Source organism: Maribacter vaceletii (assembly GCF_003634105.1).
GTDB classification, from domain to species: domain Bacteria; phylum Bacteroidota; class Bacteroidia; order Flavobacteriales; family Flavobacteriaceae; genus Maribacter_B; species Maribacter_B vaceletii.
Window position 1 is genome coordinate 245089 of the sequence record NZ_RBIQ01000009.1, and the last position, 26501, is coordinate 271589.

Annotated in this window: 28 protein-coding genes; 10 read left to right on the forward strand and 18 right to left on the reverse strand. The window is 30.5% G+C overall.

Annotation, left to right across the window (positions count from 1 at the left end; translation table 11 throughout):
* Positions 1–62: 62 nt before the first annotated feature.
* The 6 genes from CLV91_RS11935 to CLV91_RS11960 form a co-directional block, all read right to left on the reverse strand.
* Positions 63–1157 (reverse strand): imelysin family protein, encoded by a 1095-nt coding sequence (locus CLV91_RS11935; protein WP_121068253.1) that lies wholly within the window; start codon positions 1155–1157, stop codon positions 63–65.
* 110 nt (positions 1158–1267) lie between these two features.
* Complete coding sequence (locus CLV91_RS11940) at positions 1268–2482, reverse strand: DUF4856 domain-containing protein (RefSeq protein ID WP_121068255.1); 1215 nt, start codon at positions 2480–2482, stop codon at positions 1268–1270.
* Between the two features lie 160 nt (positions 2483–2642).
* Positions 2643–3509, reverse strand: coding sequence for a hydroxymethylglutaryl-CoA lyase (locus tag CLV91_RS11945; protein ID WP_121068257.1), 867 nt, complete (start codon positions 3507–3509; stop codon positions 2643–2645).
* Between the two features lie 29 nt (positions 3510–3538).
* The gene (locus CLV91_RS11950) at positions 3539–4165 is read right to left on the reverse strand and encodes a LysE family translocator (RefSeq protein WP_121068259.1); all 627 of its coding nucleotides are present in this window, start codon (positions 4163–4165) and stop codon (positions 3539–3541) included.
* 99 nt (positions 4166–4264) lie between these two features.
* The gene (locus CLV91_RS11955) at positions 4265–5305 is read right to left on the reverse strand and encodes a quinone-dependent dihydroorotate dehydrogenase (protein WP_121068260.1); all 1041 of its coding nucleotides are present in this window, start codon (positions 5303–5305) and stop codon (positions 4265–4267) included.
* A gap of 85 nt (positions 5306–5390) precedes the next feature.
* Positions 5391–5831 carry a hypothetical protein gene (locus CLV91_RS11960; RefSeq protein WP_121068262.1) on the reverse strand — a complete coding sequence of 147 codons (441 nt, stop codon included), beginning with the start codon at positions 5829–5831 and terminating at the stop codon, positions 5391–5393.
* A gap of 165 nt (positions 5832–5996) precedes the next feature.
* On the opposite strand from CLV91_RS11960, the gene pepT reads away from it, so the two are divergent.
* The 3 genes from pepT to CLV91_RS11975 all read left to right on the forward strand — a co-directional run bounded on the left by pepT (position 5997) and on the right by CLV91_RS11975 (position 9386).
* Entirely contained in the window at positions 5997–7223 is a 1227-nt protein-coding gene (gene pepT / locus CLV91_RS11965; protein WP_121068263.1) for a peptidase T, read from the forward strand.
* 4 nt (positions 7224–7227) lie between these two features.
* The gene (locus tag CLV91_RS11970) at positions 7228–7830 is read left to right on the forward strand and encodes a YdeI/OmpD-associated family protein (RefSeq protein WP_121068266.1); all 603 of its coding nucleotides are present in this window, start codon (positions 7228–7230) and stop codon (positions 7828–7830) included.
* 95 nt (positions 7831–7925) lie between these two features.
* Positions 7926–9386: a phospholipase D family protein gene (locus CLV91_RS11975; protein ID WP_245987185.1), complete on the forward strand. Its 1461-nt coding sequence runs from the start codon at positions 7926–7928 to the stop codon at positions 9384–9386.
* A 54-nt stretch (positions 9387–9440) separates the two neighbouring features.
* On the opposite strand, the gene yajC is transcribed toward CLV91_RS11975, so the two are convergent.
* Genes yajC through nusB form a run of 3 tightly spaced genes read right to left on the reverse strand, consistent with a single transcriptional unit; the run spans position 9441 to position 11223 of the window.
* Complete coding sequence (yajC, locus tag CLV91_RS11980; RefSeq protein WP_121068270.1) at positions 9441–9734, reverse strand: preprotein translocase subunit YajC; 294 nt, start codon at positions 9732–9734, stop codon at positions 9441–9443.
* Positions 9735–9757: 23 nt separating this feature from the next.
* Positions 9758–10234, reverse strand: a complete 477-nt coding sequence (locus CLV91_RS11985; RefSeq protein WP_121068272.1) for a DUF1573 domain-containing protein — start codon at positions 10232–10234, stop codon at positions 9758–9760.
* A 41-nt stretch (positions 10235–10275) separates the two neighbouring features.
* Positions 10276–11223: a transcription antitermination factor NusB gene (nusB, locus tag CLV91_RS11990; protein ID WP_121068274.1), complete on the reverse strand. Its 948-nt coding sequence runs from the start codon at positions 11221–11223 to the stop codon at positions 10276–10278.
* Positions 11224–11409: 186 nt separating this feature from the next.
* Between nusB and CLV91_RS11995 the strand changes: the two genes are divergently transcribed.
* Together CLV91_RS11995 and CLV91_RS12000 are read left to right on the forward strand one after the other, a co-directional pair.
* Positions 11410–13161, forward strand: a complete 1752-nt coding sequence (locus CLV91_RS11995; RefSeq protein WP_121068276.1) for an ABC transporter ATP-binding protein — start codon at positions 11410–11412, stop codon at positions 13159–13161.
* Positions 13162–13241: 80 nt separating this feature from the next.
* The gene (locus CLV91_RS12000; protein ID WP_121068278.1) at positions 13242–13619 is read left to right on the forward strand and encodes a PUR family DNA/RNA-binding protein; all 378 of its coding nucleotides are present in this window, start codon (positions 13242–13244) and stop codon (positions 13617–13619) included.
* Between the two features lie 52 nt (positions 13620–13671).
* On the opposite strand, the gene CLV91_RS12005 is transcribed toward CLV91_RS12000, so the two are convergent.
* The 3 genes from CLV91_RS12005 to CLV91_RS12015 are packed head-to-tail and all read right to left on the reverse strand — an operon-like array spanning position 13672 to position 15973.
* Complete coding sequence (locus CLV91_RS12005; protein WP_121068280.1) at positions 13672–14715, reverse strand: lysophospholipid acyltransferase family protein; 1044 nt, start codon at positions 14713–14715, stop codon at positions 13672–13674.
* A gap of 6 nt (positions 14716–14721) precedes the next feature.
* Positions 14722–15630 carry a bile acid:sodium symporter family protein gene (locus CLV91_RS12010; protein ID WP_121068281.1) on the reverse strand — a complete coding sequence of 303 codons (909 nt, stop codon included), beginning with the start codon at positions 15628–15630 and terminating at the stop codon, positions 14722–14724.
* A 4-nt stretch (positions 15631–15634) separates the two neighbouring features.
* Positions 15635–15973, reverse strand: coding sequence for a tRNA-binding protein (locus CLV91_RS12015; protein WP_121068283.1), 339 nt, complete (start codon positions 15971–15973; stop codon positions 15635–15637).
* A 92-nt stretch (positions 15974–16065) separates the two neighbouring features.
* Between CLV91_RS12015 and CLV91_RS12020 the strand changes: the two genes are divergently transcribed.
* Positions 16066–16623, forward strand: a complete 558-nt coding sequence (locus tag CLV91_RS12020) for a thioredoxin family protein (RefSeq protein ID WP_121068285.1) — start codon at positions 16066–16068, stop codon at positions 16621–16623.
* A gap of 7 nt (positions 16624–16630) precedes the next feature.
* Here the strand turns inward: CLV91_RS12020 and CLV91_RS12025 are convergent, their stop codons facing one another.
* A complete protein-coding gene (locus CLV91_RS12025; RefSeq protein WP_121068287.1) occupies positions 16631–17170 on the reverse strand; it encodes a YfiT family bacillithiol transferase in 540 nt (179 codons plus the stop codon).
* Positions 17171–17335: 165 nt separating this feature from the next.
* Here CLV91_RS12025 and CLV91_RS12030 point away from each other — a divergent pair, with 165 nt between their 5' ends.
* From CLV91_RS12030 to CLV91_RS12040, 3 genes are all read left to right on the forward strand, one after another.
* On the forward strand, positions 17336–17974 hold the full coding sequence (locus tag CLV91_RS12030) for a peroxiredoxin (protein ID WP_121068289.1): 639 nt from the start codon (positions 17336–17338) through the stop codon (positions 17972–17974).
* Between the two features lie 146 nt (positions 17975–18120).
* Entirely contained in the window at positions 18121–19326 is a 1206-nt protein-coding gene (locus CLV91_RS12035; protein WP_121068291.1) for a winged helix-turn-helix domain-containing protein, read from the forward strand.
* 229 nt (positions 19327–19555) lie between these two features.
* Complete coding sequence (locus tag CLV91_RS12040; protein WP_013304911.1) at positions 19556–19750, forward strand: cold-shock protein; 195 nt, start codon at positions 19556–19558, stop codon at positions 19748–19750.
* Between the two features lie 511 nt (positions 19751–20261).
* Here CLV91_RS12040 and CLV91_RS12045 read toward each other — a convergent pair.
* From CLV91_RS12045 to CLV91_RS12055, 3 genes are all read right to left on the reverse strand, one after another.
* Positions 20262–21194, reverse strand: coding sequence for a peptidylprolyl isomerase (locus tag CLV91_RS12045; RefSeq protein WP_121068293.1), 933 nt, complete (start codon positions 21192–21194; stop codon positions 20262–20264).
* Positions 21195–21299: 105 nt separating this feature from the next.
* Complete coding sequence (locus CLV91_RS12050) at positions 21300–22697, reverse strand: M20/M25/M40 family metallo-hydrolase (RefSeq protein ID WP_121068295.1); 1398 nt, start codon at positions 22695–22697, stop codon at positions 21300–21302.
* Positions 22687–23568 carry a PPK2 family polyphosphate kinase gene (locus CLV91_RS12055; protein WP_121068297.1) on the reverse strand — a complete coding sequence of 294 codons (882 nt, stop codon included), beginning with the start codon at positions 23566–23568 and terminating at the stop codon, positions 22687–22689. The genes CLV91_RS12050 and CLV91_RS12055 overlap by 11 nt, the downstream gene beginning before the upstream one ends.
* A 197-nt stretch (positions 23569–23765) precedes the next feature.
* On the opposite strand from CLV91_RS12055, the gene CLV91_RS12060 reads away from it, so the two are divergent.
* Positions 23766–24452 carry a hypothetical protein gene (locus CLV91_RS12060; protein ID WP_121068299.1) on the forward strand — a complete coding sequence of 229 codons (687 nt, stop codon included), beginning with the start codon at positions 23766–23768 and terminating at the stop codon, positions 24450–24452.
* 6 nt (positions 24453–24458) lie between these two features.
* On the opposite strand, the gene CLV91_RS12065 is transcribed toward CLV91_RS12060, so the two are convergent.
* A complete protein-coding gene (locus tag CLV91_RS12065) occupies positions 24459–25622 on the reverse strand; it encodes a sigma-54-dependent transcriptional regulator (protein ID WP_121068301.1) in 1164 nt (387 codons plus the stop codon).
* 9 nt (positions 25623–25631) lie between these two features.
* Entirely contained in the window at positions 25632–26501 is an 870-nt protein-coding gene (locus tag CLV91_RS12070; protein ID WP_121068303.1) for a DUF6268 family outer membrane beta-barrel protein, read from the reverse strand.

Sequence of the window (26501 nt, forward strand, 5' to 3'; positions counted from 1 at the left end):
TGCGAAAAAACAAAAAAGGTTATCTGAACCAGACAACCTTAAATTTTTAACTATTTTTTTAACTAGTCGCCATCTGCATCAACATAATCTACACTTACATTAAATGCTTGTAACATATCTACTTTTAAAGAAACTACATTTAACTGCAAAGCGTCATACGCTTGCGTCATTTTTGTGTTGTCCGTATTTATTTGATTGGAAAAACTATTTTCTAACTCATTTATTTTTTGACGCGCACCACTAAACTGATTATTTATTAGGGCTTGTAAAGCAGAGTTATCCAAACTTTTTAAATGTGTTGCATAACTTTCCCCTGTAGAAGAACTAGCATAAGCCTTTCCGTTAAAGAAGTCCTCTGCTGCAGTTAGTGCCTCTAAAGTTAAAGTTTTAGAAACCTCATTATTATAAAATGCCTCTACCCTGTCTGGTAGCGGATCTGCTGAAAAATTACCTGCTGGCGTACCTATTTTATTTGCTCTTAAACCTTTTTCGTAATAGAATATAAAATCATTTACCAACTTATTATAAGCGCTAGATGCTGTATTAGAAGTACTGCTGATAAAAGTAGCTCTATAAGAAGTATTCCAATCGTTTAAGACCTCATCCGTCAAAGAATCCATTTGATTTATAACGTCTGATAAATAGTTTAAATATTTAACATCTTCGTATTTAACTAAAATAGCTGCATCATCTGCAGCAATACCATATAATAAATAATCTACTGTTGGGAAACCAACGGCATCATTATTATTAACATGTGTTAAATCATAAGAACCAGAATCTATATTAGCCTCAACATCATCCACAGATACAGGATAAATATTCATCTGAAAAGAATACAAAATTTCTTCTGCTTTACCTATATTAAACATTTCTACATATTGCCATACCTTATATGCGCTTAACCAAGAATTTCTTAGAGCATCTAAATTTGTTTGATCTGGCGTTGCAACAAAGGCATCTTTATCTACTTTTAAAGAAACTAATTTTTGTGATAAATCTTCCAATGAAGGTATAATAATATTGTCGGCTATATTTACAAGAACAGCTTCTCTATCAAAACTATCCTTTTTCTCTTGTTCAGGAGAATCATCGGAGGAACTTGAACAGGTGTACACTAAAAAAACAACTGCTATCAAAAAAAACTTCTTAATCATAATAAAAAAACTTACTAATTATAATAATTTGCAAAAATAGTAAAACTACTTGTTACTTAAATTCTAGTAACAAGTAGTTAAACACTATACTGTTTTACAGTAGAAGGCAATTAATTTGCTGCCTCAGCTGTAGTAAAATTATATGCTGCAGAAATAGTATCAGACATTGTATCTAAAGTATCTTCTGTAATATCCCAAAATCCATTACCTTCTAATAAAGTTGCTATAAAAGAATCTACTTGTGATTTAGTAAAATATGGCTCCTCTGTATTAGGTTTTCTTGTAAACTGTAAACTATAAACAAAACCAAAACCTTCCGATAAATCATGAAAAGCAGAAGCATAATCTGCACCTAAATTAGCTTTAGCCTGTTGCAAATAATATACTGCTCTTATTGCTATAACTTCAGATATTTTTTCTCTGATTATTTGAGCTTGCTCATCTCTTACCGTGTAATCTTTAGCTACAATTGCTGCTCTTCCTAATTTAAAAGCCTGGAAAATTTCATCTGCAATACCTGCAAAATCAGCATCTCCTTCAACTCTTCCTATATATTTATTTAAAAAGTTATCTGCTCCTAAATCGTCGTTCGGGTTTGCTTCATCAACATTTAAACCATATACATAGCCATAAGCTTCATCCCACTTATGTTCCATTGTTGTATAGGTTACACCATCTTTATCTGCAACATCAGCATCATTATTTGTAATATTATCTCCAGCATCTAAAACTGCAGGACTCAAATAATTATTTAAAGCTTGATCCGCCATTAAAGCACCTATTAAAGCCTTATTAATTGCCTGGTTATATTCTAAACCATTACCATTTACATATCTAGTAGAACCTCCACCAGCTTCTTGTATTTTTCCTGCTACACCAGCAGTTGCATCTGTATCCCAATTAGGAAAAACCTCCTCTACTTGTGCAGCAATCCAACCATCAAAATCTACTTTAATAGCATTTGCATCAGTAGTATTTGCTGAGAAAAAATCTGTGGAAGCAGCAGTTTTACTACGTATACTTTTACTAGAAGTATTTAAATCTGCATCACTAAAATCTGCCCCCCCTTCTACATGTGCAAACATACTTTCTAAATCTGCCTTTGTATTAGAAGTTTCCTTTAAAGCATCTAAAAATTCTTGCCCCATTAGTATTCTTGTTGTCTGTCCACTATAACTCACTGTAGAACTCCCATCTCTCTCAAAAGAGTAACTAGCAGGGTTATCAATTACAATTTGTTTCATGTCATCTCCATTATCATCGGAACTACAAGATGTGAAACATACACTTGTAAATGCTGTAAGGGCAATTAAAATTTTTCTCATTATTAATATTTATTTAGACTTGTTATAAATAGACTGCAATTTGAGATGCAAAAATAATCCCAAAAATGGAATACGCAAACTTTATTTGTAATAAATCTAAATAAACTTAGTGTTAAATTTAAAAACAGGAATTAACAACTTAATTATCAATACCATAAATCTAATGATAAACTGAAAAAAGTTCTGAAGCTTTATTATAAGCCGCTTCAAAAACCATCCAATTTACATTAGAGTCAACTTTCTCTGAAGTAAAATAAGAAAGTACTTTTTCTGTAGGCATATTCCCGGTAAGTTCATCTTTTGCCATTGGGCAACCTCCAAAACCTTGTATTGCACCATCAAACCTACGGCAACCTGCTTTGTAAGCTGCATTAACTTTCTCATGCCATTTAGTAGGAGTTGTATGTAAATGTGCACCAAATTCTATTTTTGGATATTTAGGAATTAGATTAGAAAATAAATAATCTATGGTTTCTGCATTAGAGGTTCCTACCGTATCTGAAAGCGATAAGATTTTAACTCCCATTTTAGCTAGCTTCTCTGTCCATTCCCCTACTATATCTACATTCCAAGGATCACCATAAGGGTTTCCAAAACCCATAGATATATAGGTTACTACTTCTTTGTTAGAAGCATCTGCTATATTTAATATTTCTTGCAGTATTTCTACAGACTGTGAAATTGTTTTATGCGTATTACGCATTTGAAAATTCTCTGAAATTGAAAAAGGATACCCTAAATACTGTATTTCTTTATGCTTAGATGCATCTTGTGCTCCACGAACATTTGCTACAATAGATAATAATTTACTTTTTGTTTTGGATAAATCTAAATTAGCTAACACCTCAGCAGTATCAATCATTTGAGGTATTGCTCTTGGAGATACAAAGCTTCCAAAATCTAGCGTATCAAAACCACAACCCAATAAAGATTGTATATATTTTACTTTTTTTTCCGTTGGGATAAAAGTTTTAATACCCTGCATAGCATCTCTAGGGCATTCTATAATTTTAACAGATGTAGACATTCTTACATTTAAGGACTATAAATTTACTGTTATTTATCCGAAAAAAATAGAAATATTCCAATTGCTACAAACACAATAATTTGCAACCATTTAAAAAAAACTCCTATTCTTTCATTTTTTCTGAAATAATCAGAAATATAACTAGATAAAATTACGATTATGCTAAAAATAATAAAAGAGACAAACATAAACAATAACCCTAGAACATAGAACTGAGCTACAGTATTTAGCTCTTTACTAAACAAGAATCCTGGAAAAAAAGCTAGAAAAAAAATGGTGACTTTAGGGTTTAACACATTCATTATAAAGCCTTGTTTAAACAGTTGCCAAGTACTCCTCTTTACCACCTCTTCTCCAGACAAATTAATTGCATCTTTACTAGTATATACCTTGTATGCTAAATAGATTAAATAACTAGCTCCACATAGTTTTATGATAAAAAAAATAATCTCGTTATTTTTAATAATTGCGGACACTCCAAAAGCTAGTAGTGTAGTATGTATTATACAGCCAGAAATAAGCCCCATAACTGTAGCCATACCGTATTTTCTTCCATTTGTAACACTCTGCATTAGGACATAAATATTATCTGGCCCTGGAGAAATAGCCAAAACAGAAGTTGCTGCCACAAAAGCAAACAAAATTTCTACATTCAATTTTTGATATATTAGAGTTTATACTTTTTTAAGTATATAAGAGAAAACACTATTGTACATGAAACCTCTGAGGGATTTTATGTAAAAAACACTGGAATATTAGATATTTCTCTCTAAAATAGCCTTATTAATTTTCTTAACTAAAGCTGGACCTTCATAAACAAAACCTGTCCAAATTTGAATTAAATCCGCTCCAGCTTCCAGCTTTTCTATTGCATCATCTTCAGAGTTTATACCACCAACACCAATTATAGGAAAAGCTTTATTACTCTTTTCGGATAAAAATCGAATTACCTCTGTACTTCTATCTTTAAGAGGTTTCCCGCTTAAACCTCCTTTTTCTTCGGTTTCTACTAAGCTAGATTTTAAGTTTTTTCTTTCTATAGTAGTATTGGTCGCTATTATCCCATCAATTTTAGTTTCTGCTACAATATCTATAATATCTAACAACTGTGCATCTGTAAGGTCTGGGGCAATTTTTAAAAGAATAGGCTTATTAACACCATCCCTTTTTACTGTATACTTCTGGTTCTGCACTTTTAACTCTTTTAACAACGCAGTAAGTGGTTCTTTGTCTTGCAACTCTCTTAAACCAGGGGTGTTAGGGGAGCTTACATTTACTACAAAATAATCTACATGATCAAAAAGTGCATCAAAACAAACTAAATAATCTTTAATTGCATCTTCGTTTGGCGTTACTTTGTTCTTTCCAATATTACCACCAATAAGTACATTATGCTTCTTTTTTAATTTTTCTACAGCTTCAAAAACACCATTATTATTAAACCCCATACGGTTAATAATAGCCTTATCTGCCTTTAATCTAAAAAGTCTTTTTTTAGGATTGCCATCTTGAGGTTTTGGTGTTAATGTTCCTATTTCTACAAACCCAAAACCAAAGTTTGCTAGCTCATTATACAAAACAGCATTCTTATCAAAACCAGCTGCAAGTCCAACCGGGTTATCAAACTTTAACCCAAACACTTCTCGCTCTAATCGTTTATCTTTTACTACAAAAAGAGACCTAAATAGTCCAGACATCCCAATTTTAGAGGAAAACTTTATTAGTTTAAAACTAATATGATGCACTCTTTCTGGGTCTAATAAAAAAAATAATGGACGTATTAAAATCTTATACATGGTTCAAGGGAAAATTTTGGCAAAAGTACAAACTCAACCTGAGTAATTTCTTCTTCTAGCTCTGTTTTTTAAAAGAACTTTCAAATTATTTTGGAGCAATACTATCTTTGTAAACTACTGGTGTTATTACAAAGGGTTTTCTATACGCTTCTTTACAAAGTTCTATATAACGATTATATTGTTTTTCGTTAAAACTTTCTAACAACTTAAGGTCTGTTTCTTCAGCTTTATCGGCTAATTTGTTTTTAAGCACTAAATATTTATTCCCCAAAAGTTCTAGTTCCTGTGGCGTACTCTGTGGGTGTTCTTCTAATAACTTTTCTATTTCATCCTCTATAGTTTTTGCCTCTAAACCATAAGCAGCTTTTAAATCTTCCAGTTTATTTTTCTGGTTTGTATTTAACTGAAAAACAGAAACAATAGTTTCTACATTACCACCCCCTACATTTAAAGTACAATCTTGCGAAAAACTAACAAAACAAGAAAAAACAAATACTATAATACTACTATATTTAATACACTCCATTTATTTACATTTTTACTAAAACCTTCTCCTAATAAGTAATTAAAATTTACAATAAAAGCACTTTTTTAACTGTACCAACAAAAGTGATAATAAACTTACTTTTAACACACTACAATATTATAATTTATACATTAGAAACCCTATTTTTGAATAAAAATTATAGTAATGCAGCATCTTATTAATCGGTTTTTAAGTTACGTAAAAATTGACACCCAAAGCAATCCTGAATCTAAAACCACTCCTAGCACTGAGAAACAATGGAACTTAGCTCTAGAATTAGTAAATGAGCTAAAAAGCATTGGTCTAGAAGATGTTACTATAGACAACCATGCGTATATTATGGCAACCTTGCCTAGTAATATAGACAAAGAAGTACCCACTATTGGTTTTATTTCTCATTTTGACACAACCCCAGATTTTTCTGGGACAAATGTTAACCCACAAATTATAAAAAATTATGATGGGAAAGACATTGTATTAAATGCTGAAAAAAATATAATTCTATCTCCAAATTATTTTGAAGATTTGCTCTTATACAAAGGACAAACATTAATTACTACCGATGGAACTACACTTCTAGGAGCAGATGATAAAGCCGGAATTGCAGAAATTGTAACTGCTATGGAATATCTTATTAAACACCCAGAAATTAAACACGGCAAAATTAGAATTGCATTTACACCAGACGAAGAGATAGGTAGAGGTGCTCATAAGTTTGATGTTGAAAAATTTGGAGCAAAATGGGCTTACACCATGGACGGTAGTCAAATTGGTGAGTTAGAGTACGAAAATTTTAATGCCGCTGGAGCAAAAATAACAGTTGCCGGTAAAAGTGTGCATCCTGGCTACGCAAAAGGAAAAATGGTAAATGCTATAAACATTGCCAATGAATTTATGTCTATTTTACCTATGGAAGAAACTCCAGAGCATACCACTGACAGAGAAGGTTTTTTTCATGTTCACCATATGCAAGGAGAAATAGAACAAGCTACTTTTGAATTAATTATTAGAGATCACGACCGAGAAAAGTTTGAAGAACGCAAACAACTACTCTTAAAAATAACCGAAAAATTAAATTCTATTCATGGAAATTGCATAACTATAGATATTAAAGATCAATATTATAATATGCGCGAAAAAATTGAACCCGTAATGTATGTGGTAGAAATTGCTAAAAGAGCAATGGAATCTATAGGAATTAAACCTATTATAAAACCTATTAGAGGAGGAACAGATGGTTCTCAACTTAGTTATATGGGACTCCCTTGTCCTAATATTTTTGCTGGCGGGCATAATTTTCATGGTAAATATGAATATGTTCCTGCAGAAAGCATGGTACAAGCAGTTGGAGTTATCGTAAAAATTGCCGAAATTACTGCTGCTAAAGCGTAATATTATGGAAACTTCTGAAAAGCTAGAAAAGTATTTTTCTGAAGAACACACTTTTAAAATAGAAATAGAAATACTCCGAAAACTTCTCTTATCTACGGATTTAGCAGAAAATTTTAAATGGAGTGTACCTACCTATACCATTAATAATAAAAACGTTTTATCGCTTGGTAAATTTAAAAACCACTATGGCATCTGGTTTTTTAATGGGGTGTTTTTAACGGACCCAATCAAGGTTTTAAAAAATGCTCAAGAAGGTAAAACTAAAGCAATGCGCCAATGGAAGTTTACGGCTGAAGATAAAATAAACACCAAGAGAGTACTAGAATATTGTAACGAAGCCATAGAAAATGAAAGAAAGGGCTTAAAAATTTCTACAGTTAAAAAGAAAGTTAGTACCTTAAAAATTCCATCCATATTATCTAAAGTTTTGAAAGAAAATAGTATCGCAAAAAAAGCCTTCAAGAAACTACCTGCTTATAAGCAAAAAGAATATACAGAATACATAGTTTTAGCTAAACAAGAAAAAACAAAAATTTCAAGGTTACAAAAAATCATTCCTTTAATAGAAAAAGGTATTGGCTTAAACGATAAATACCGTAATTGCTAACTATTAAGTTTTTTTCAAAAATAACTATGATAAAAAAAACCTTTTTTTCACTTTTAATACTATTATTAATTCTCTGCTGTAAAGAAGAAAAAATAATGACAAAGACCTCTACTAATTGCCAAAATATAAAAAGAGATACTACCATTTCTCTTTCTGCTGCCTTAAAAGAAGTTAAACCTTTAATGCAAGATAAAACAGGGGTTTATGTATTAGAAGATGGTGGCACTGCAATGGTTACTAGAGCTTGGCTGTGCGAATATGCCGAAAAAAGCATTGACATACAGTACTTTATATTTTCTACAGACAATATAGGATTAATAGCTAGCGATTATCTTGTACGTGCAGCAGACAGAGGTGTAAAAGTTCGTTTATTAATAGACGATATTATGGTAGATGGTGGTTTTAAGGATATTCTTTCTCTTAATGCACATGAAAATATAGAAATTAGAATTTATAACCCTGGAGTAAATCTTGGTAAAAATATTTTTCAAAAAATAGGAAAATTTGCAACAGACTTTAGGTCTGCCAACCAACGCATGCATAACAAAACTTTTGTTGTAGACAAGCAGGTTGTTATTACTGGCGGACGTAATATTGCTGATGAATATTTTGATTATGACCATGAATATAATTTTAGAGACCGTGATGTTTTATTATTAGGAAAAGAAACAAAACAGATAAATACGTCTTTTCAACAATTTTGGGATAGTGATTTAAGTGTGCCTGCTATAGAATTAACGGATACATTACCCGAGGAACTTAATGATAAAGACCGATTTTCTAAATTACATGAATATGCGTGTAATCCTGAAAATTTTTGGCCACAAGTACGCGAAAAAATTCAAAACTTACCTCAGGTATTTAAATCTTTAAAAGAATCGGATAAGCTAGTTTGGACAGATTCTGTTTCTTTTGTTTCTGATTTTCCAGGAAAAAATGACGGCGAAAGCGGCTTAGGAGGTGGTGGCATTACAACCAGTAAACTTTTAAAACTGGTAAAAAGCGCAAAAAAAAGTATAGAAATACAAACCCCTTATTTAATTACTTCTGAGCTTGGTAAAAATCTTTTTAAAGAAGTTGTAGAACGCGGTGTTAAAGTTAGAATCCTAACTAACAGTTTAGCATCTACAGATAATGTAGAAGCCTTTAGTAGTTACCAAACAGACCGTGAAGCGTTATTAGAAACAGGAGTAAAAATATATGAGTTTAAACCAGATGCTGCAGAGCAAACCAAAATAATGACAGGTGCTCTCCAAGAGGAATTGGATTATAAGCCTACTTTTGGACTACATGCAAAATCTATGGTCATAGATGGCAAAACAACAATTATTGGCACTTTTAATTTAGACCCTAGGAGTGCCAACTTAAATACAGAATGTATAACTATAATAAACTCTAAAGAAATAACAAAATTTGTCTTAGAAGGCATGGAGGAAGAGTTTAAACCAGAAAACTCTTGGCATATTACATTAGATTACAATCCGGATAGTGAAGTTAGCAACTACAAACGTTTAAAAACTTGGACACGTAAAATACTACCTAAAGATATTTTATAAACAAAAAAGACCAGCAATAATGCTGATCTTTTAAATTATATAAAAACTAAAATCTTACTTTTTCTCTGAAGCTGGAGCATTTAACTTTTTGCTCATTTCCATTGAAATTGCAGAACGGTCAAATTTTAATTTTCCTGCCATGGTTTCAATAACGCAAGAAGCATCCTTATCATTTAAATCTATTACTTTACCGTGCAAACCACTTTTAGTAACAATACGATCCCCTCTTTTTAATTCTTCTCCAAATTTGCGTTCATCTTTTTGCCTTTTCATTTGTGGTCGTATCATAAAAAAATATGCGACAACAAAAATTAAAATCATTGGCAAAAACTGTCCAATATCACCCATGTTATTTATTTAAAATTAATTATTTAGTTAGCTGTTGGTCCAACAGGAGTTGCTCCTTTAGGGTTTACAAATGCTTTAATACGTAAAGTTTCAGACTTTTTTGCCGTGTTAGCAGTTACCGTAATTGTTTTTGTTATTTGGTTTTGCCCTGACCCATTAAATTTAACTAATAACTCTCCTGTTTCTCCTGGAGCTATTGGCGTATTCTTCGGGTATTCTGGAATAGTACAACCACAACTACTTTTAGCATCTGTTAAAATTAATGGCCCTGTTCCTGTATTTGTAAAAGTAAATACTGTCTCTTGCGGTGTTCCTTGTGTAATAGTCCCAAAATCATGTTCAGATTTATCAAAAGACATTACAGGTAAAGCTTTTGAAGCTTCGTCTCTTTCTGCAGCAACAGCTACATTTTCTGTTTTTATTTTACTAGATGCTTTTTCTTTGCAAGACACAAATGTAAATGCAGAAAATAAAGCGGTCATTAAAAGAATTCTTTTCATTATTGTTGTTTTTTTATTTATTACAAAATTAAAAAATATTTTTATAAGAGCCCCCTACCTATTTTGTTAAGCTTTCCTTCTTTTTTATATTCTTTTACCAATTTATCCAAAATACCGTTAATAAATATGCTACTTTTTGGAGTAGAATACTCTTTTGCTATTTCTAAATATTCATTTATTGTAACTTTTTCTGGAATAGATGGGAAGTTTAACAATTCACAAATTGCCATTTTCATTAAAATAGCATCTATACCTGCAATACGGTCTTTATCCCAATTAGGAGTTTTTCCTTCAATTTCTTTTTCTAACTCACTATTAGTTAATAATGTTTTAGATAATAATTTTTGTGCATATTGCATATCTTCCTCATCTTTTATAAGACTTGGCAAAAAGAAAGCATCTCTTGAGTTTTCCTTTACTTTCTTTAAATGTTTTAGTAAATAGGTGTTTACAATAGGAATATCATCTACCCAAGTAAGTTTATCGTCTTCAAAATAATCGTAAATCTTTTCATTTGGAGCAATTATTTCTTTAAACAAATCTATAATCAACTCTTTATCTTTGTCGTAAGAAATGTCTTTGGTATGCATATATTTTAAATACCTATCGCTCTCTAGAATACTTTTATAAATTAATTTTACGTATTCTTCATTTAAATACCAGTTATCTAACTTACGTATCTCTAACTCTTCTTTAAGTTGTTCATTGTTTACTAATTGTAATAGTAATTTATTAGCAACAAACTTTTCTTTAAAAGGTAAGTCGTCTCCTGTACTAGCTATATACTTTTTTGAAGATAATTTTAATTGATTATCGGCCATTTGGTGTACCTCTATCAATAAGCTAAGTAACAATAGGTACAGGCTGTACATATTTTCTATACTTACATCTAAAAATTTTTTCTGTTTTTCTAAAGAATCATCTTTAGATTGTATCAAGGCATAAATGCTTTGCATTACTTTTACCCTAATGTGTCTTCTTGTAAGCATGTTTTTAAGAACTTAAAAATAAAAAAATAGGTTAAACTTTGAGGCTGTAAAAGTAAGCATCTATTTTAAAAACTAGACACAACATTTCTAATTATCTTATGTATTTTATAACATTTGGTTAAACATCAAAAAGTTATCTTTGCCACATTGTTCTATAAAACCACAATATTCCCCTTATTATAACACATGAAGGAATTAAAACATCTAAATAAATACTTTAAAAAATATTGGAAAAAACTAGTAATTGGTATTCTTATAACCATAATTGCACGTGTTTTTCAGTTAGTCTTGCCTACTTATGTTAATAAATCTATTTCAGTTTTAGAAAATACTATTGGTTCTACTTTAACAAAAGGAGAAGGAGAAGATTTATTATTACAATATATTTTAATAATTATTGCTGCAGCTTTACTTTCTGGTTTTTTTACTTTTTTAATGCGTCAAACTATAATAAATGTATCTAGACATATTGAGTTTGATTTAAAAAATGAAGTTTTTGACCATTACCAACGTCTTAGTTTAAGTTTTTATAAGCAAAACCGTACTGGCGATTTAATGAACCGTATTAGTGAAGATATAAACCAAGTACGTTTATATTCTGGTCCCGCCATTATGTATGGTATGCAAACCTTAACTCTTTTTGTATGTCTTATTCCTTTAATGTTTATTAAAGCTCCTACCCTAGCAATGTATACTTTATTACCGTTACCTATTTTATCGGTTTTAATATATCAAATAAGTAAAGTAATACACAAAAGAAGTACTGTTGTACAAGAATATTTATCCTCTCTATCTACATTTACCCAAGAAGTTTTTTCTGGTGTTTCTGTAATTAAAGCATATTCATTAGAACCACAAACCAATACAGATATAGGTGTTTTAGCTCTAGAAGGAAAAGAAAAGAGTATGAACCTAGCTAAGGTAAATGCTTGGTTTTTTCCTCTTATGATTTTACTTATTGGTATTAGTAATTTATTTGTAATATATATTGGTGGCAAACAATATATAAATGGAGAAATAGGAGTTGGCTTAATTGCAGAATTTGTTCTTTATGTAAATATGCTTACTTGGCCTGTTGCAATTGTTGGTTGGTTAACTTCTATTATACAAAGAGCAGAAGCGTCTCAAAAAAGAATTAATGCTTTTTTAAAAGAACAACCCTCTATAAAAAATACTGTTGAAGAAAGAACACCAATTTTTGGAAAAATAGAATTTAAGAATGTTAGCTTTACTTATGAAGACACAAATATTACAGCTTTAAAAAATATATCTTTTACAATAGAAAACGGAGAAACTGTTGCTATAATAGGCAAAACTGGCTCTGGAAAATCTACCATTTTAGATTTAATTTCTAGGCTTTATGATGTTTCTTCTGGAGAAATTTTAATAGACAATAAACCTATAAACCACCTAAATTTAATTAACTTAAGAGAAGGCATTGGAGCGGTACCACAAGATGCATTTTTATTTTCGGACTCTATTAAAAACAATATTAAATTTGGAAAAGAGAACGCTACAGATGATGAAGTTATTACGGTAGCTAAAAAGGCTGTAGTTCATAAAAATATTTCGGATTTTGCTGGAGGATATGATACTGTTTTAGGAGAAAGAGGAATTACGCTTAGTGGCGGACAAAAGCAGCGAGTTTCTATTGCTAGAGCTCTTTTAAAAAACCCAAATATATATTTGTTTGATGATTGCCTTTCTGCGGTAGATACAGAAACCGAAGAAGAAATCTTAAATAATTTAAAAACAGCATCAAAAAACAGAACTACGCTTATTGTAAGTCATAGAGTTTCTTCTGCTAAAAACGCTTCAAAAATTCTAGTTTTAGAAGACGGAAAATTAATACAAGAAGGTACTCATAAACAACTAAATAGCGTAAATGGATACTACAAAGAATTGTACAAGAATCAGCTTTTAGAGAAAGAAAATTAAAAAATTGTTGCTCGATACGCTTTTTTTTTTCATTTTTGATAGAATAATATCATATTAAATAATTTAGAAACTAGATTAAAATGAGCGATAGAGATTTAATGGATCAGGAAGAAATACACTCCAAAGTATTAAGAGCAGGAAGAAGAACTTATTTTTTTGATGTTAGAAGCACAAAAGCAGGAGATTACTATTTAACTATTACTGAAAGTAAAAAGTTTACACATGATGATGGTACTTTCCACTACAAGAAGCATAAAATATATTTATATAAAGAAGATTTTACTGCTTTTAAAGAAAATGTAGAAGAGATGATGGATTTTATCATTGACGAAAAAGGTTCCGAAGTTATTTCAGAAAGACACCAAAAAGACTTTAAAAAAGAGGAAGAAGTTAAGAAAGAAGAAGAACCAAGCTCTTCTACAGAAAACTTTACCGATGTAAGTTTTGATGATATTTAATCTATAAAATATACTTTTCCAAAATGCTCTTTATTGTTAAGGAGCATTTTTTTTATCCAAACTTTACATATAAGTAATCATACATAATTATAACACTTACCACTATAAAACCTAAAGACCAACTAAAAGAAAAACCGAGTACTAAAGATAGTAGTGTAAAAAATACTGGGTACATAAATAAAGCTAAAGCAAACCTAAAAGTTGCTGTAAACTCTTTTTCTGGTAATTTTGAAACTAGTACTTTTTTCCACAAAAAAACAATTGGAAAATTTAAAAGAACAAACAAATAATAAAAAAAACCTTTCCTTCTTATATTTTTTGTAGATATTAACTCCATATCTTCTTTTAAATCATATGCTTTAATTGCTATATTTACTTTTTCAGGATTTAAATAGTTTAAATTATCTACCTCTATTTTTTTAATAATATTATTATAATTCTCATCATCCTTAATATGTGTGGTTATTTTTTTTAGCTGATTAGATACTAAATCTTTAATTTTTGTAACAGATTCATTTAAATTTTCACTGTTATACCAATCTGTTATTTTAATAGGGTTTCCAAAGAAAAGTGCTGCCTTATCAGGAAAACTAACAGCCTCTTTATAATTAACCCCTACAGGAATAATTACTATATCTAAATTAGGATTCTTATGCAATGCTGCAAATAGTATTCTAGTAAACCCTTTACTTAAAGGTCTCACCTTTCTTATAAGACTATGACTGGCTTCAGGAAAAGCCAGAACATCTTCCTTATTACAAAGTAAACTAGCACAGGTATTAAAGATTGCTTCGTTATTTTTTAAAGAACTTCTACCATCTCTAATTCTATATATGGGAAGCATTCTTAGAAAGCTAAATATTTTTTTTAGAAAAGGTTTTGCAAAAACATCTGACCTAACTAAAAAATATGGTTTCCTACCAGTACTTACTGCTATTAAAAGCGCATCTATAAGAGCATTTTGGTGGTTTGGCAAAAATAAAACAGCTTTATTTTTGGGTACATTTTCTACCCCATGAATTTTTATTTTTTTAAAGTAAAAATGTAAACTAAACTTTACCCAACTTCTAATTAGCTGATATCCTATATTATTCAATGAAAACTATTTTTTTATTTGTTTTTTATTCCAATAAGTAGCCAAAATTAAACCCGAAACTAAATGCCACACTCCCCAGAAAGCCGCTAATAATGCCATACCTCCTAAACCTTCAAAAAAAGTAAAAATTAAAAGCAGTCCTAAACCAGAATTTTGTATTCCAGTTTCTATAGTTACTGCCCTTTTATCCCTAGCAGATAATTGAAAAATACTCGCAAATGAAAATCCAGTAAAAAATGCTAATAGATTATGAAAAATTGTAATTCCTAAAACATAAAAAATATACTCTAAAAATATATCTCGATTATTAAAAAGTGCAATAAAAATTAATACTATAAAAAATAGTAAAGAAACTATTTTAAGAACTTTTGCAGCCTTTTGGGCTATAATAGGAAACTTATACTTTACCAACATCCCTAAAATTAATGGAACTCCAAGTAATAAAGCTACAAGCTGTATCATTTTTAATGGAGAAATTGCAATTTCTTCTAATAGCGTTGCCGTTGGCAAATACAAACTACCCCAAAACTTTAAATTCAAAGGTGTCATTACAATTGCAAGTAACGTTGCTAATGCTGTTAAACTTACAGATAATGCAGAGTTTCCCTTTGCTAAATGGGTAATAAAATTTGATACATTCCCACCAGGACAAGCCGCTACCATAAACATTCCTAAAGCAATACTTGGGGTTGGCTTTACAATATAAACTAATAAAAATGTTACAATTGGTAAAAAAATAAATTGACTACAAACGCCAACCAAAATGGGTTTTGGTTTCTTTAAAAGTTCTTTAAAATCTGACAAAGAAATTTCTAATGCAATACCAAACATTATCCATGCCAAAGCAAAATTTAGAGTCCATAAAGCTTGCGCATCAAAATTTATTTTAAGAGCATCTAAAGAGGCTATTTGCATGTAATTATGAAATTTTAAGTCCGTTAGAAACTATAGCAGTAGGTTGCAATATTGTAACACTCTTCCCATCTACAGCTCCTAAAATAAGACATTCGCTCATAAAATTAGCTATTTGTTTTTTAGGAAAATTTACTACTGCTGTAACCTGTTTGCCTAGCAAATCTTCTTTAGTATATAATTTTGTTATTTGTGCTGATGTTTTTTTTATTCCTATTTCTTCACCAAAATCTACCTCTAGCTTAAAAGCAGGGTTACGCACTTCAGGAAAATCATTAATAGCTATAATAGTACCTACTCTAATATCTATTTTAGAAAAATCTTCCCAACTAATTAAATCCTTCATGTCTTACTAAATATTTTTTTGAAGTTAAAAAATGCCCTTTTATATTGCAAAGATTACCTTAAATACTTTTATATTTAAAATAAAAAAATGTCATGGCAAGAACACCAAGTAACATGTTACCCTTAGGTACAATAGCTCCAGGTTTTAATTTATTAAATACTGTTTCATTAAAAGAAGAAACTCTTACACAATGGAAAGGAGAAAAAGGAACTTTAATACTGTTTATTTGCAATCATTGCCCATTTGTTATTCATGTAAACCCAGAAATTGTAAAAATGGCAGAAAACTACCAGAAAAAAGGCATTCAATTTATTGCTATTTCTAGTAATGACGTTATTAATTACCCGCAAGATTCTCCTGAATTAATGAAAAAAGTTGCCCTAAAAGAAAAATATAGCTTCCCATATTTATATGATGAAACACAAGAAACAGCTAAGGCTTATGATGCCGCTTGCACTCCTGACTTTTTCTTATTTAATGCTAATCTAGAATTAGTATATAGAGGCCAATTAGATGATTCTAGACCTGGAAATGGCATACCAATTTCTGGCATCGACTTAAGAATTGCAATAGACAACCTATTAGAAAATAAAGAAATAAATTCTACTCAAAAACCAAGTATAGGCTGTAATATTAAATGGAAAAACTAAAATACAATTACCAACCTTTTCTATCTAACAATCCTTTTATATGTGCGTAATGGTGATTACTATGCCATGCATATTTATAAATATTTTCTAAAACGGTAACTTCTATATTACCTTCTGGATGCATATAACTTTTCTTTAAATCATCTGAAGATAATCCACGTAAAAGATATACCAACTTTGCATGTAATGCACTTAAATAATTTAGAGATAAATTAATAGGTGCAGTTTTAGCATCAAAAAGTTCGCTCCAATCTTTTTCTTCATATGCTTTTATTAATGGTTTGTTTTCAGACAAAGCCCATTTAAATCTCGTATAACTATGATGATGACTATCTGCAATATGATGTATTAATTGCCTAACAGTCCAACCACCAGGACGGTAAGGCTCCTCTAACTGTTCTGCAGATAAATCTTTTACCAACTCTATTAAATTAGTTGGTAAATTTTCTAAATCTAAAATCCATTCTTCTAATAATTCTTTAGAAACTATTTCTGGAAATTTCATATTCCCTATTGGGTACTTTAACTTCTCTATGTTTTGCTCCATACCTTAAAGATACTAAGTTCTGTGATTAAGAAAAATAGTTTCCTCATTATTGTTAAATTAGAAAATAACACAAACTTTAATACAGTTTTAACTTCATTTTTACGGTTATAATTATTAATCTAGTAATTTTGTAGGATAATTTTTTAATTAAAAAAAAAAGAACATATGGCAACATTAAGATTAGGTGATACAGCCCCGGATTTTACAGCAGATAGTTCTATGGGAACTATAAATTTATATGAATACTTAGGAGACTCTTGGGGAATTTTATTTTCGCACCCTGCAGATTTCACTCCTGTATGTACTACAGAATTAGGAACAGCTTCAAACTTTAAAGGAGAATTTGACAAGCGTAATGTAAAAATGTTAGCACTAAGTGTAGATGGTGCAGATTCTCATAGAGAATGGATAAAAGATATTAATGAAGTACAAGAAACAACAGTAAACTTCCCTATTATAGCGGATGAGGATAAAAAAGTATCCCATTTATATGATATGATTCATCCTAGAGTTAACAGTACATTTACAGTACGTTCTGTATTTATTATAGCTCCAGATAAAACTGTAAAACTTACTTTAACGTACCCAGCATCCACAGGTCGTAATTTTTATGAATTATTAAGAGTTGTAGATTCTTTACAACTTACAGCAAACCATAAAGTTGCAACACCTGCAAATTGGAAAAACGGAGAAGATGTTGTAGTAAGTCCGGCTATACCTACGCCACAAGCAAAAGAAATTTTTAGTAAAGGGGTTAACGAAATAAAACCTTATTTAAGAATGACGCCAGACCCTACCAAATAATGTTACATAAAAGCTTTATTTAAAGGGTTAGCTAAGTCTTTAGCTAACCCTTTTCTTATGTCTATTTATAATAAATAGACATATACAAATAGTACCTTAGTATTTTGCGGGCTAAAACATCTTAACTTTTTATACTATAAAACAAAATGACTAAAAAAGTAGAAATACTCTCTAGTAAAGAAGCCCAAAAAATTATATTGCTATCTCAAAAAGTACTAACTGCAAAAATTACTGGAAGTGCTTTATCTGCTACATTAAATACTATTGAACATCTTGGGTATATACAAATTGACACTATTTCTGTTGTTCAACGTGCACATCATCATACCTTATGGACTAGAAACCCTCGTTACCAAACCACGCATTTATCAGAATTAATTAAAGAAAAAAAAGTATTTGAATATTGGTCTCATGCAGCTGCTTACTTACCAATAAAAGAGTATAGATATAGCCTTCCTAGAAAAAATGATTTAGTACTTGGAACCCAAAAGCACTGGTATAATCCCAATAAAAAACTAATGCAACAGGTTCTAGAGCGTATTACAAAAGAAGGCCCTTTAATGGCTAAAGATTTTGAAAATACTGGAAAAATGAAAGGGGATTGGACTACAAAACCAACCAAACAAGCCTTAGAGTATTTATTTATGCAAGGAGAATTAATGATTTCTTCTCGTAAAAATTTTCATAAAGTTTATGATATTACAGAAAGGGTTATACCAGAAAATACAAATACCAGTTTACCTTCTCCAGAAGAGCATGCCCGCTTTTTAATTAAAAAATATTTAAATGCAAACGGACTTGCTCAAAGCAATGAAATAGCATATTTACTAAAAAATATAAAACCTAATATTAGTAAAGCTTTAGAAGAAATGCTTCTAAGTAATGAAGTCCTAAAATGCAATGTAAATAATAAAATATATTACATACTACCTGAAACTATAAACTTACTTAATAAACCTCTATACCGTAGTAAATTAAAAATATTATCTCCTTTTGATAATTTATTAATTCAGCGTAAACGAATGCAAGATTTATTTAATTTTGATTACTTAATAGAATGTTATGTCCCTGAAGCTAAACGAAAATATGGTTACTTTTCATTGCCAATTTTATGGGATGGTAAATTTGCTGCGCGAATGGATTGTAAAGCATATAGAAAAGATAAAATATTACACGTAAACAATTTAGTTTTAGAACCTTCGCTTAAAAAAATTGATGAATTTTCTAAAACTCTTACAAAAGAGCTCAAAAAATTTAAAGATTTTAATAATTGCGATTCTATAAAAATAAACAGAACAAATCCTACAAATAGTAAACAACTCATAGAAGAACAACTTAATAATAATGGTTAATTCTTTAATCTTACTAAAAATTTAGTATAACATAAGTTATTTACAGCACTTAAAAAAAGCTAAAAGAATCTTACAAAGTGATATTTAACTAAATTTGTTACTGTTAAATAAAAAAATGTAAATAATTATAACATAAAAAGCTCATAACCTAAAGATAACTTACTAAAAATCTTACATTTAATAATTTAACAGTATATTTGCGCTTTAATAATTATTTAATATTTGTATTATGAGTAAAGGAACAGTAAAATTCTTCAACGATTCCAAAGGTTATGGTTTCATCACTGAAGATGGTTCAAACGAAGATCACTTTGTACACATTTCTGGCTTGATCGATGAAGTTCGTGAAGGTGATGTTGTAGAATTTGAATTACAACAAGGTAAAAAAGGATTAAACGCCGTTAATGTGAAAGTAGTTGACTAGGTAACGATTTTAACTTTTTTATAGTAAAAACCCAAACATATATGTTTGGGTTTTTCTTTTTTAATATTTAAAATGTAAGAAATTAACTACTTTTGCGTTTTATTAATATAATTACGCAACCTTTTATAAATTCTTTATCTAAATAGTAAAACGTATTAAGTTCCCCAAAGAACTAAACATATATTTATGACAACTTTTTTTTCAATTTTATTTGTATTACTTTTTATTAATGCTGTATTACTTTTTTTTAGCTTAGGAAAAGCTAAAAAATAACTATTACAGGTAGGGTATTTACTAGTCCTGTTGTTTTATAAACAAACAACTACAAATCTAGTATTCTTAATATTTTACTTATGGCAACTTTCTTTAGTATTGTATTTTCCCTTTTAATTTTGAACTGTATTTTTTTTATTTTGAGTTTTAAAAATCAGAAAAAACCTAAAAAAATTATATAAAAAAAAGCCCATTTCTATTACAGAAAAGGGCTTTTATGTATTATAGAGTAAGTAATTTATCCTACACCCATTAATTCTACATCAAAAATTAGAGTAGCATCTGGTGGTATAACGCCACCTGCTCCTGCACTACCATACGCTAAATTAGATGGTATTACAAAACGGGCTTTATCTCCTACTTTTAATAAAGCAATACCTTCATCCCATCCTGGAATTACTTGCCCTATTCCTAATTGAAAATCTATTGGTTCATTACGCTTATAAGAAGAATCAAAAACTTGACCACTTAATAAAGAGCCTTCATAGTGTACAGATACTTTCTTTCCACTTTCTGCTTGCGCTCCAGAACCATTTTGAATCATTTTATAACGTAAACCGCTTTCTGTTTGGTCAAAACCAGCTGCTACTTTATCTAATTCTGCTGCTTGTCTTGCTTTTTCTGCTGCTTTTCTTTCTTCTCCAGAACTTGCAAAAGTTTTAAATGCTTGTAACGCATCCCAAGCGTTAGCTTCCTCACCAACACGTACAATCTCTAAACTATCAATTTTATCTCCTTGTGCTACAGCATCAACAACTTCTTGTCCAGATGTTACATTTCCAAATACTGTATGTTTATTATCTAACCATGGCGTTGGTACATGCGTTATAAAAAATTGACTACCATTAGTACCAGGACCAGCATTTGCCATAGATAAAACTCCTGGTTCACTATGATTTAAATCTGGATGAAACTCATCATCAAATTTATAACCGGCGTCTCCTGTTCCTGTTCCTTGTGGGCAACCACCTTGAATCATAAAATCTGGGATTACTCTATGAAAACTTAATCCATCATAATAAGCTTCTCCTGCTGCTTTTGCCGAATTTTCCATTTTACCCTCTGCTAAAGCAACAAAGTTACCTACAGTTCCTGGGGTTTTATCATGTGTGAGTTTTACTAATATCTCACCTTTAGTTGTATTGAATTTTGCGTAAATGCCGTCTTGCATAATGCTATTTTTATATGAGCGGCAAAGATACTAATTTTTAAAAGTTTTCACCACGCTATTACAGCATTTACCTTAGAATCATCTCCTAAATTTTAGTTAATAATATTACCCTTTAATTTTTGGAGGTAACTTTACTCCGTAAGTATCAAAAAGATACACTAAGCTTGCCATTGTTGCTGCTCCAAGTTGTAATTCTCTTTTATTTACGTGTTCAAAAGTATCATTCTCTGCATGATGGTGGTCAAAATACCTTTGAGAATCTGGTCTTAGTCCTGCTAATACTATGTTTTCATTTTTTAAAGGACCTACATCTGCTCCACTACCTCCTCTTACAAACATGTGAATTAAATAAGGTTCAAATAGTTTTTTCCAGCTTTCTACTTGTTTAAAATTTGCATCAGAACAATCAAAAGAAAAACCTCTTGGCGTAAATCCGCCTGCATCACTCTCTAATGCAAAAACATGATTTTCCTTTTTACTTTTTGCTACCTCAGCATATTTATTACCACCACGTAAACCGTTTTCTTCATTCATAAATAAAACTACTCTTATAGTACGTTTTGGTTTGTATCCTGTTTCCTTTAGTAAACGTAATACCTCCATACTTTGCACCACTCCAGCTCCATCATCATGAGAGCCATCCCCTAAATCCCAAGAATCTAAATGCCCGCCTACTATCATAATTTCATTTGGATAAGTGGTACCTTTTATTTCCCCTATAACATTAAAAGATTCTACATCTTTATACTGCTTGCAATTTTGTTTAAAATAGAATTTTATATCTGGATTAAGTTTTAAAGTTGTACTCAACAATTCCGCTCCATTGGTACTTATTGCTGCTGCAGGCACTCTATTTGCAACAGGAGTCTCCCCATAACTCATGGAACCAGTATGTGGAAAATCGTCTAAACGTAAATTAACCGACCTTACAATTACCCCGACAGCTCCGTATTTCCCAGCTTCCTCTGCTCCTGAATAACGCTGATCAACACAACCAGAATAAGAATGAAATGTACTTATTAAAGTTGGCTCCATTGGCCTATTATAAAAAACTATTTTCCCTTCTATATTTTTTCTTCCTAAAGCTTTTAAATCTTCAATACCTTTAACTTCAATTATATTTGCTTTTACACCTTTTTGTGGTGTTGCTACAGAACCTCCTAATGCACATATTGGAATGTTTGTAGTTTCTCCAGGTGATGTTTCAAAATAAGCAAACTCAGGTGTGCCTCGCACCCATTTTGGAACCATTACTGGTTGTAACCATACCCTATCTAACCCTAAAGAGTCTAATTCTTTTTTTGTATACTCTACTGCTTTTTGTGCTTGTATAGATCCAGATAGCCTTCCTCCTATTTGGTTAGAAAGATAATTAAGCCAATCATAACCCTGTCCCTTTACTAATGAGGCGTTATAAATACTTTTTAATTGTTTTTCATCTGCAGTTTGCGCATTAATAACAAATACAGAAAATAGTATAAGTATAAGAATGTTATTTTTCATTATTTAATTGGTTTTCGTAATCCTCTAAATTAGCCATTATTTTACTATCTAAAGCCGGCTCTACCACATCTTTGTATTTTTTTAACTCTTGTAATAAGATACTTGCTACAATTACCCGTGCACCTTTTTTATTATCCGCAGGTATTATGTACCATGGAGCATGTTCTTTACTTGTTTTAAGAATTGCTTCTTCATAACAAGCTTGGTAGCTTTCCCATAATTTACGTTCTTTTAAGTCTCCTGGCGAAAACTTCCAATGCTTTTCTTTTATTGCTAATCTTCGTAGTAGTCTTTGTCTTTGCTCTTCTTTTGAAAGGTTTAGAAAAAATTTAAACATAATAGTGCCATTTTCTGCTAAGTTTTTCTCAAAATCATTAATCTGCCTAAATCTTCTATCCCAAAACTCTTGATTTATATCCTCTACGCTATGTATTCCTGGTATATGTTCTCCCATAATATACTCTGGGTGCACTCTTGTTACTAACACATTTTCATAATGCGTTCTATTAAACACACCAAAAGTTCCTTTTGCTGGTAATGCTATATAATGCCTCCATAAATAATTATGACTTCGTTCTAAATCTGTAGGAACCTTAAAACTATGTACTTTTACCCCACTAACATTAAAATCTTTAAATACTTCTCTAATTAGACTATCCTTACCAGAAGTATCCATTCCTTGCAGGCAAATTAATACGCTATACTTATCGTGCGCATAAAAAACATCTTGCAAATCTCCTAAATCTTTTCGAATAGACCTTAAGTCCTTTTTTAACTCTTTGTCTGTAACTTTAAAATCCTCTTTTGTATTTAAATTCTTAATTACAGTGGTCTTCTTTGCTAAATAGGTTTCTGAATTTATAGTGCGCATATTCTAAAAATGTAAATTGTTATTTTCTTTAAAGGTAAAAAATGTTGTTATAAATATCCTTTTATCCGTTAATACTTTCCTTTTAGCAGGCTCATCGGTATTAATTTGTATATCATCGAAAATCTATTACTAATGAGATAACAATATGTATTTTTACATTGTAATAACCCAAATTTTACATTTAACCTAATTTTACTATGAAGTATTCTTACTTTATTTTACTTACTATAATACTTTGCTTATTTTCTTCTTTTAAGCCTAGTAAACCATGTGAATATGCAGGTTCTAATATAGGTTTTGTAAAAACCGAAACACAAAAAGCAATTAAGAAAAATGATATTAACGTTGCACGCTATCATGCCTACAAAGCAATAAAAGCTATTGAAAAAACAAAAGATCAATTAAATAACTGTGGTTGTGATTATGCTGCCACTAGTATAGAAGATAGCTTTAAAGATTTAGTTTTAGCTACTAGAGCAACTACACTAAGAAGTACAAAAATATTACTAAACCGTTCTTTAGAAAAAACAATAGGAAGCCTAGAAGCATTAGAAAAACACGAATTACATAATAGTGATTATGCTAGTGATGTTTTAGCAGTAAATACCATAGGTGTTAGCAAAAAAAATAAGTCTTTGGCTGCTCCTAAAGGCATTTTATTAGAGAAAAAAATTGACTCTACTTTATTTGCCTACGAAAAATCTTTACAAAAAATAGTGGAAACTGTAGACTGTAAAAAAGCATTACATTATGCAACTCAAATTTTTGAACATTGCGAACAACAATTACTTAAACCTAATTTATCTGAAGGTAAAAAATACTATAATTTACGCACTAAAGAAATTACTGCAAACGCTATTGAACAATTAAATAATTGTAATTAACAAAGCTTATTTACTAGCAAATAATTTTACATCTTCTTCAGTAACCTCAGCTCCTCCAAGAATAATTAAACGTTCTACAACATTACGTAGCTCTCTAATATTCCCTGTCCAATCGTAACTTTTCAATAATTTAATAGCTTTATCAGAAAAGGTCTTGGTTGCAATACCTTGTTCCGAAGTTATTTTTTTTACAAAATGAGTTATTAATAATGGAATATCTTCCCTACGATTATTTAAAGCAGGAACTTTTATAAGAATTACTGCCAATCTATGGTATAAATCTTCTCTAAAATTACCTTCAGCTATTTCTTTTTTTAAATCCTTATTTGTAGCTGCTAATACTCTTACATCTACTTTAACATCTTTATCTGTACCAACTCTAGAAATTTTATTTTCCTGTAAAGCTCGTAATACTTTTGCCTGCGCAGACAAGCTCATATCTCCTATTTCGTCTAGAAAAATAGTTCCCTTATTTGCTGCTTCAAATTTACCTGCTCTATCTTTTACTGCAGAAGTAAAAGCGCCTTTTACATGACCAAACAACTCACTTTCTATTAGTTCTGATGGTATTGCTGCACAGTTAACTTCTATAAAAGGAGAAGCGCTCCTAGGGCTTTTTTCGTGTAACCAATGTGCAACTAACTCCTTACCTGTACCATTAGACCCGGTGATTAAGACTCTTGCATCTGTAGGAGCCACTTTTTCTATCATATCTTTTATTGCAGATATTTCATCACTATCTCCAATCATTTGGTAGTTTTTACTAACTTTTTTCTTCAGTTTTTTATTTTCTACCACTAATTCTTTACGATCTAAAGCATTGCGAACAGTAGTTAATAACCTATTTAAATCTGGTGGTTTAGAAATATAATCAAAAGCCCCTAAACGCATTGTATTAACTGCTGTATCTAAATCTCCATGACCAGATATCATGATAAAAGGAATTTCTGGTTTTATCTTTTTTGCGGCCTCTAAAACCTCAACACCATCCATTTTTGGCATTTTTATATCACAAAGCACAAGGTCATAATCTTTATTTTTAAGAATCTCTATGCCTCTTAAACCGTCTTCTGCCTCTTCTACTACATACTGATCATTTTCCTCTGATAATATCTTAACTAGAACTCTTCTTATAGACGACTCGTCTTCAATAACTAATATTCTTGACATATGCTTTGTTTAAATTCCTATTCTTATTCCTGTTCTAAAATAAAACCCTGGTTTATTATTTAAAATAAACACACTATTCCTATCTGTATCTCTTAACGTTCCATTTTGTATTATACTATGCCCACCCATAAGATATACTGAAATATCTTTAGTAATTTTATGTTGATACCCAATAGTTGCTAAAAAAGAGGTAGACGAAACATCAGTTGAAGTACTATTATCATCTAACAAAATATCATTCTGAATATTTACATAATACCCGTCTAAAATTAATTCAGTTTGAAAAAAATGATCCTTCTTTAGAAAATATTTTAAACCCGTTTTTGGGACCCCTAATGTGTACGACCAGTTTTTATGAAATCTTTTCTCATAATATACAAAGGGTAACGGCACTCGTATTGACGATGTATTGTTATAAGACAAACCCAACACTAATCTAAAAGGTTTTTCCACATCTTTTTTTTCTTTAAAAGCTCCTACTGTTGCGTTTATTTTAAAATCCTTTTTATCAAACTCTATGGAGAAATTTGAAGCCCATCTAGGGGTTATTAGACCTATAAACCTCCAATCATCATTCCATTTAAGAACGTATCCGAAATTTAAGTCTACCACATAAAATTTTGCTAAAGCTTCTTGAGCTTCTACAGTTAATGTGGATGGAATTTCATAATCGTATTGATTATATTCTGCCCCTACAACTAGCACATCTTTTTTAAATACTTTAATAGGAACATTAGCAACTAATTTAATTCTAGATGTTCTATTACCAACATCAGTCTTAGGTAAAAGCATATACTCTGCTCTAAAAACATCTGGAGTTTGCGAATAACCAAAAAAGCAATAAATAAAAAACAAACAATAAAAAAAAACTTTACCCAT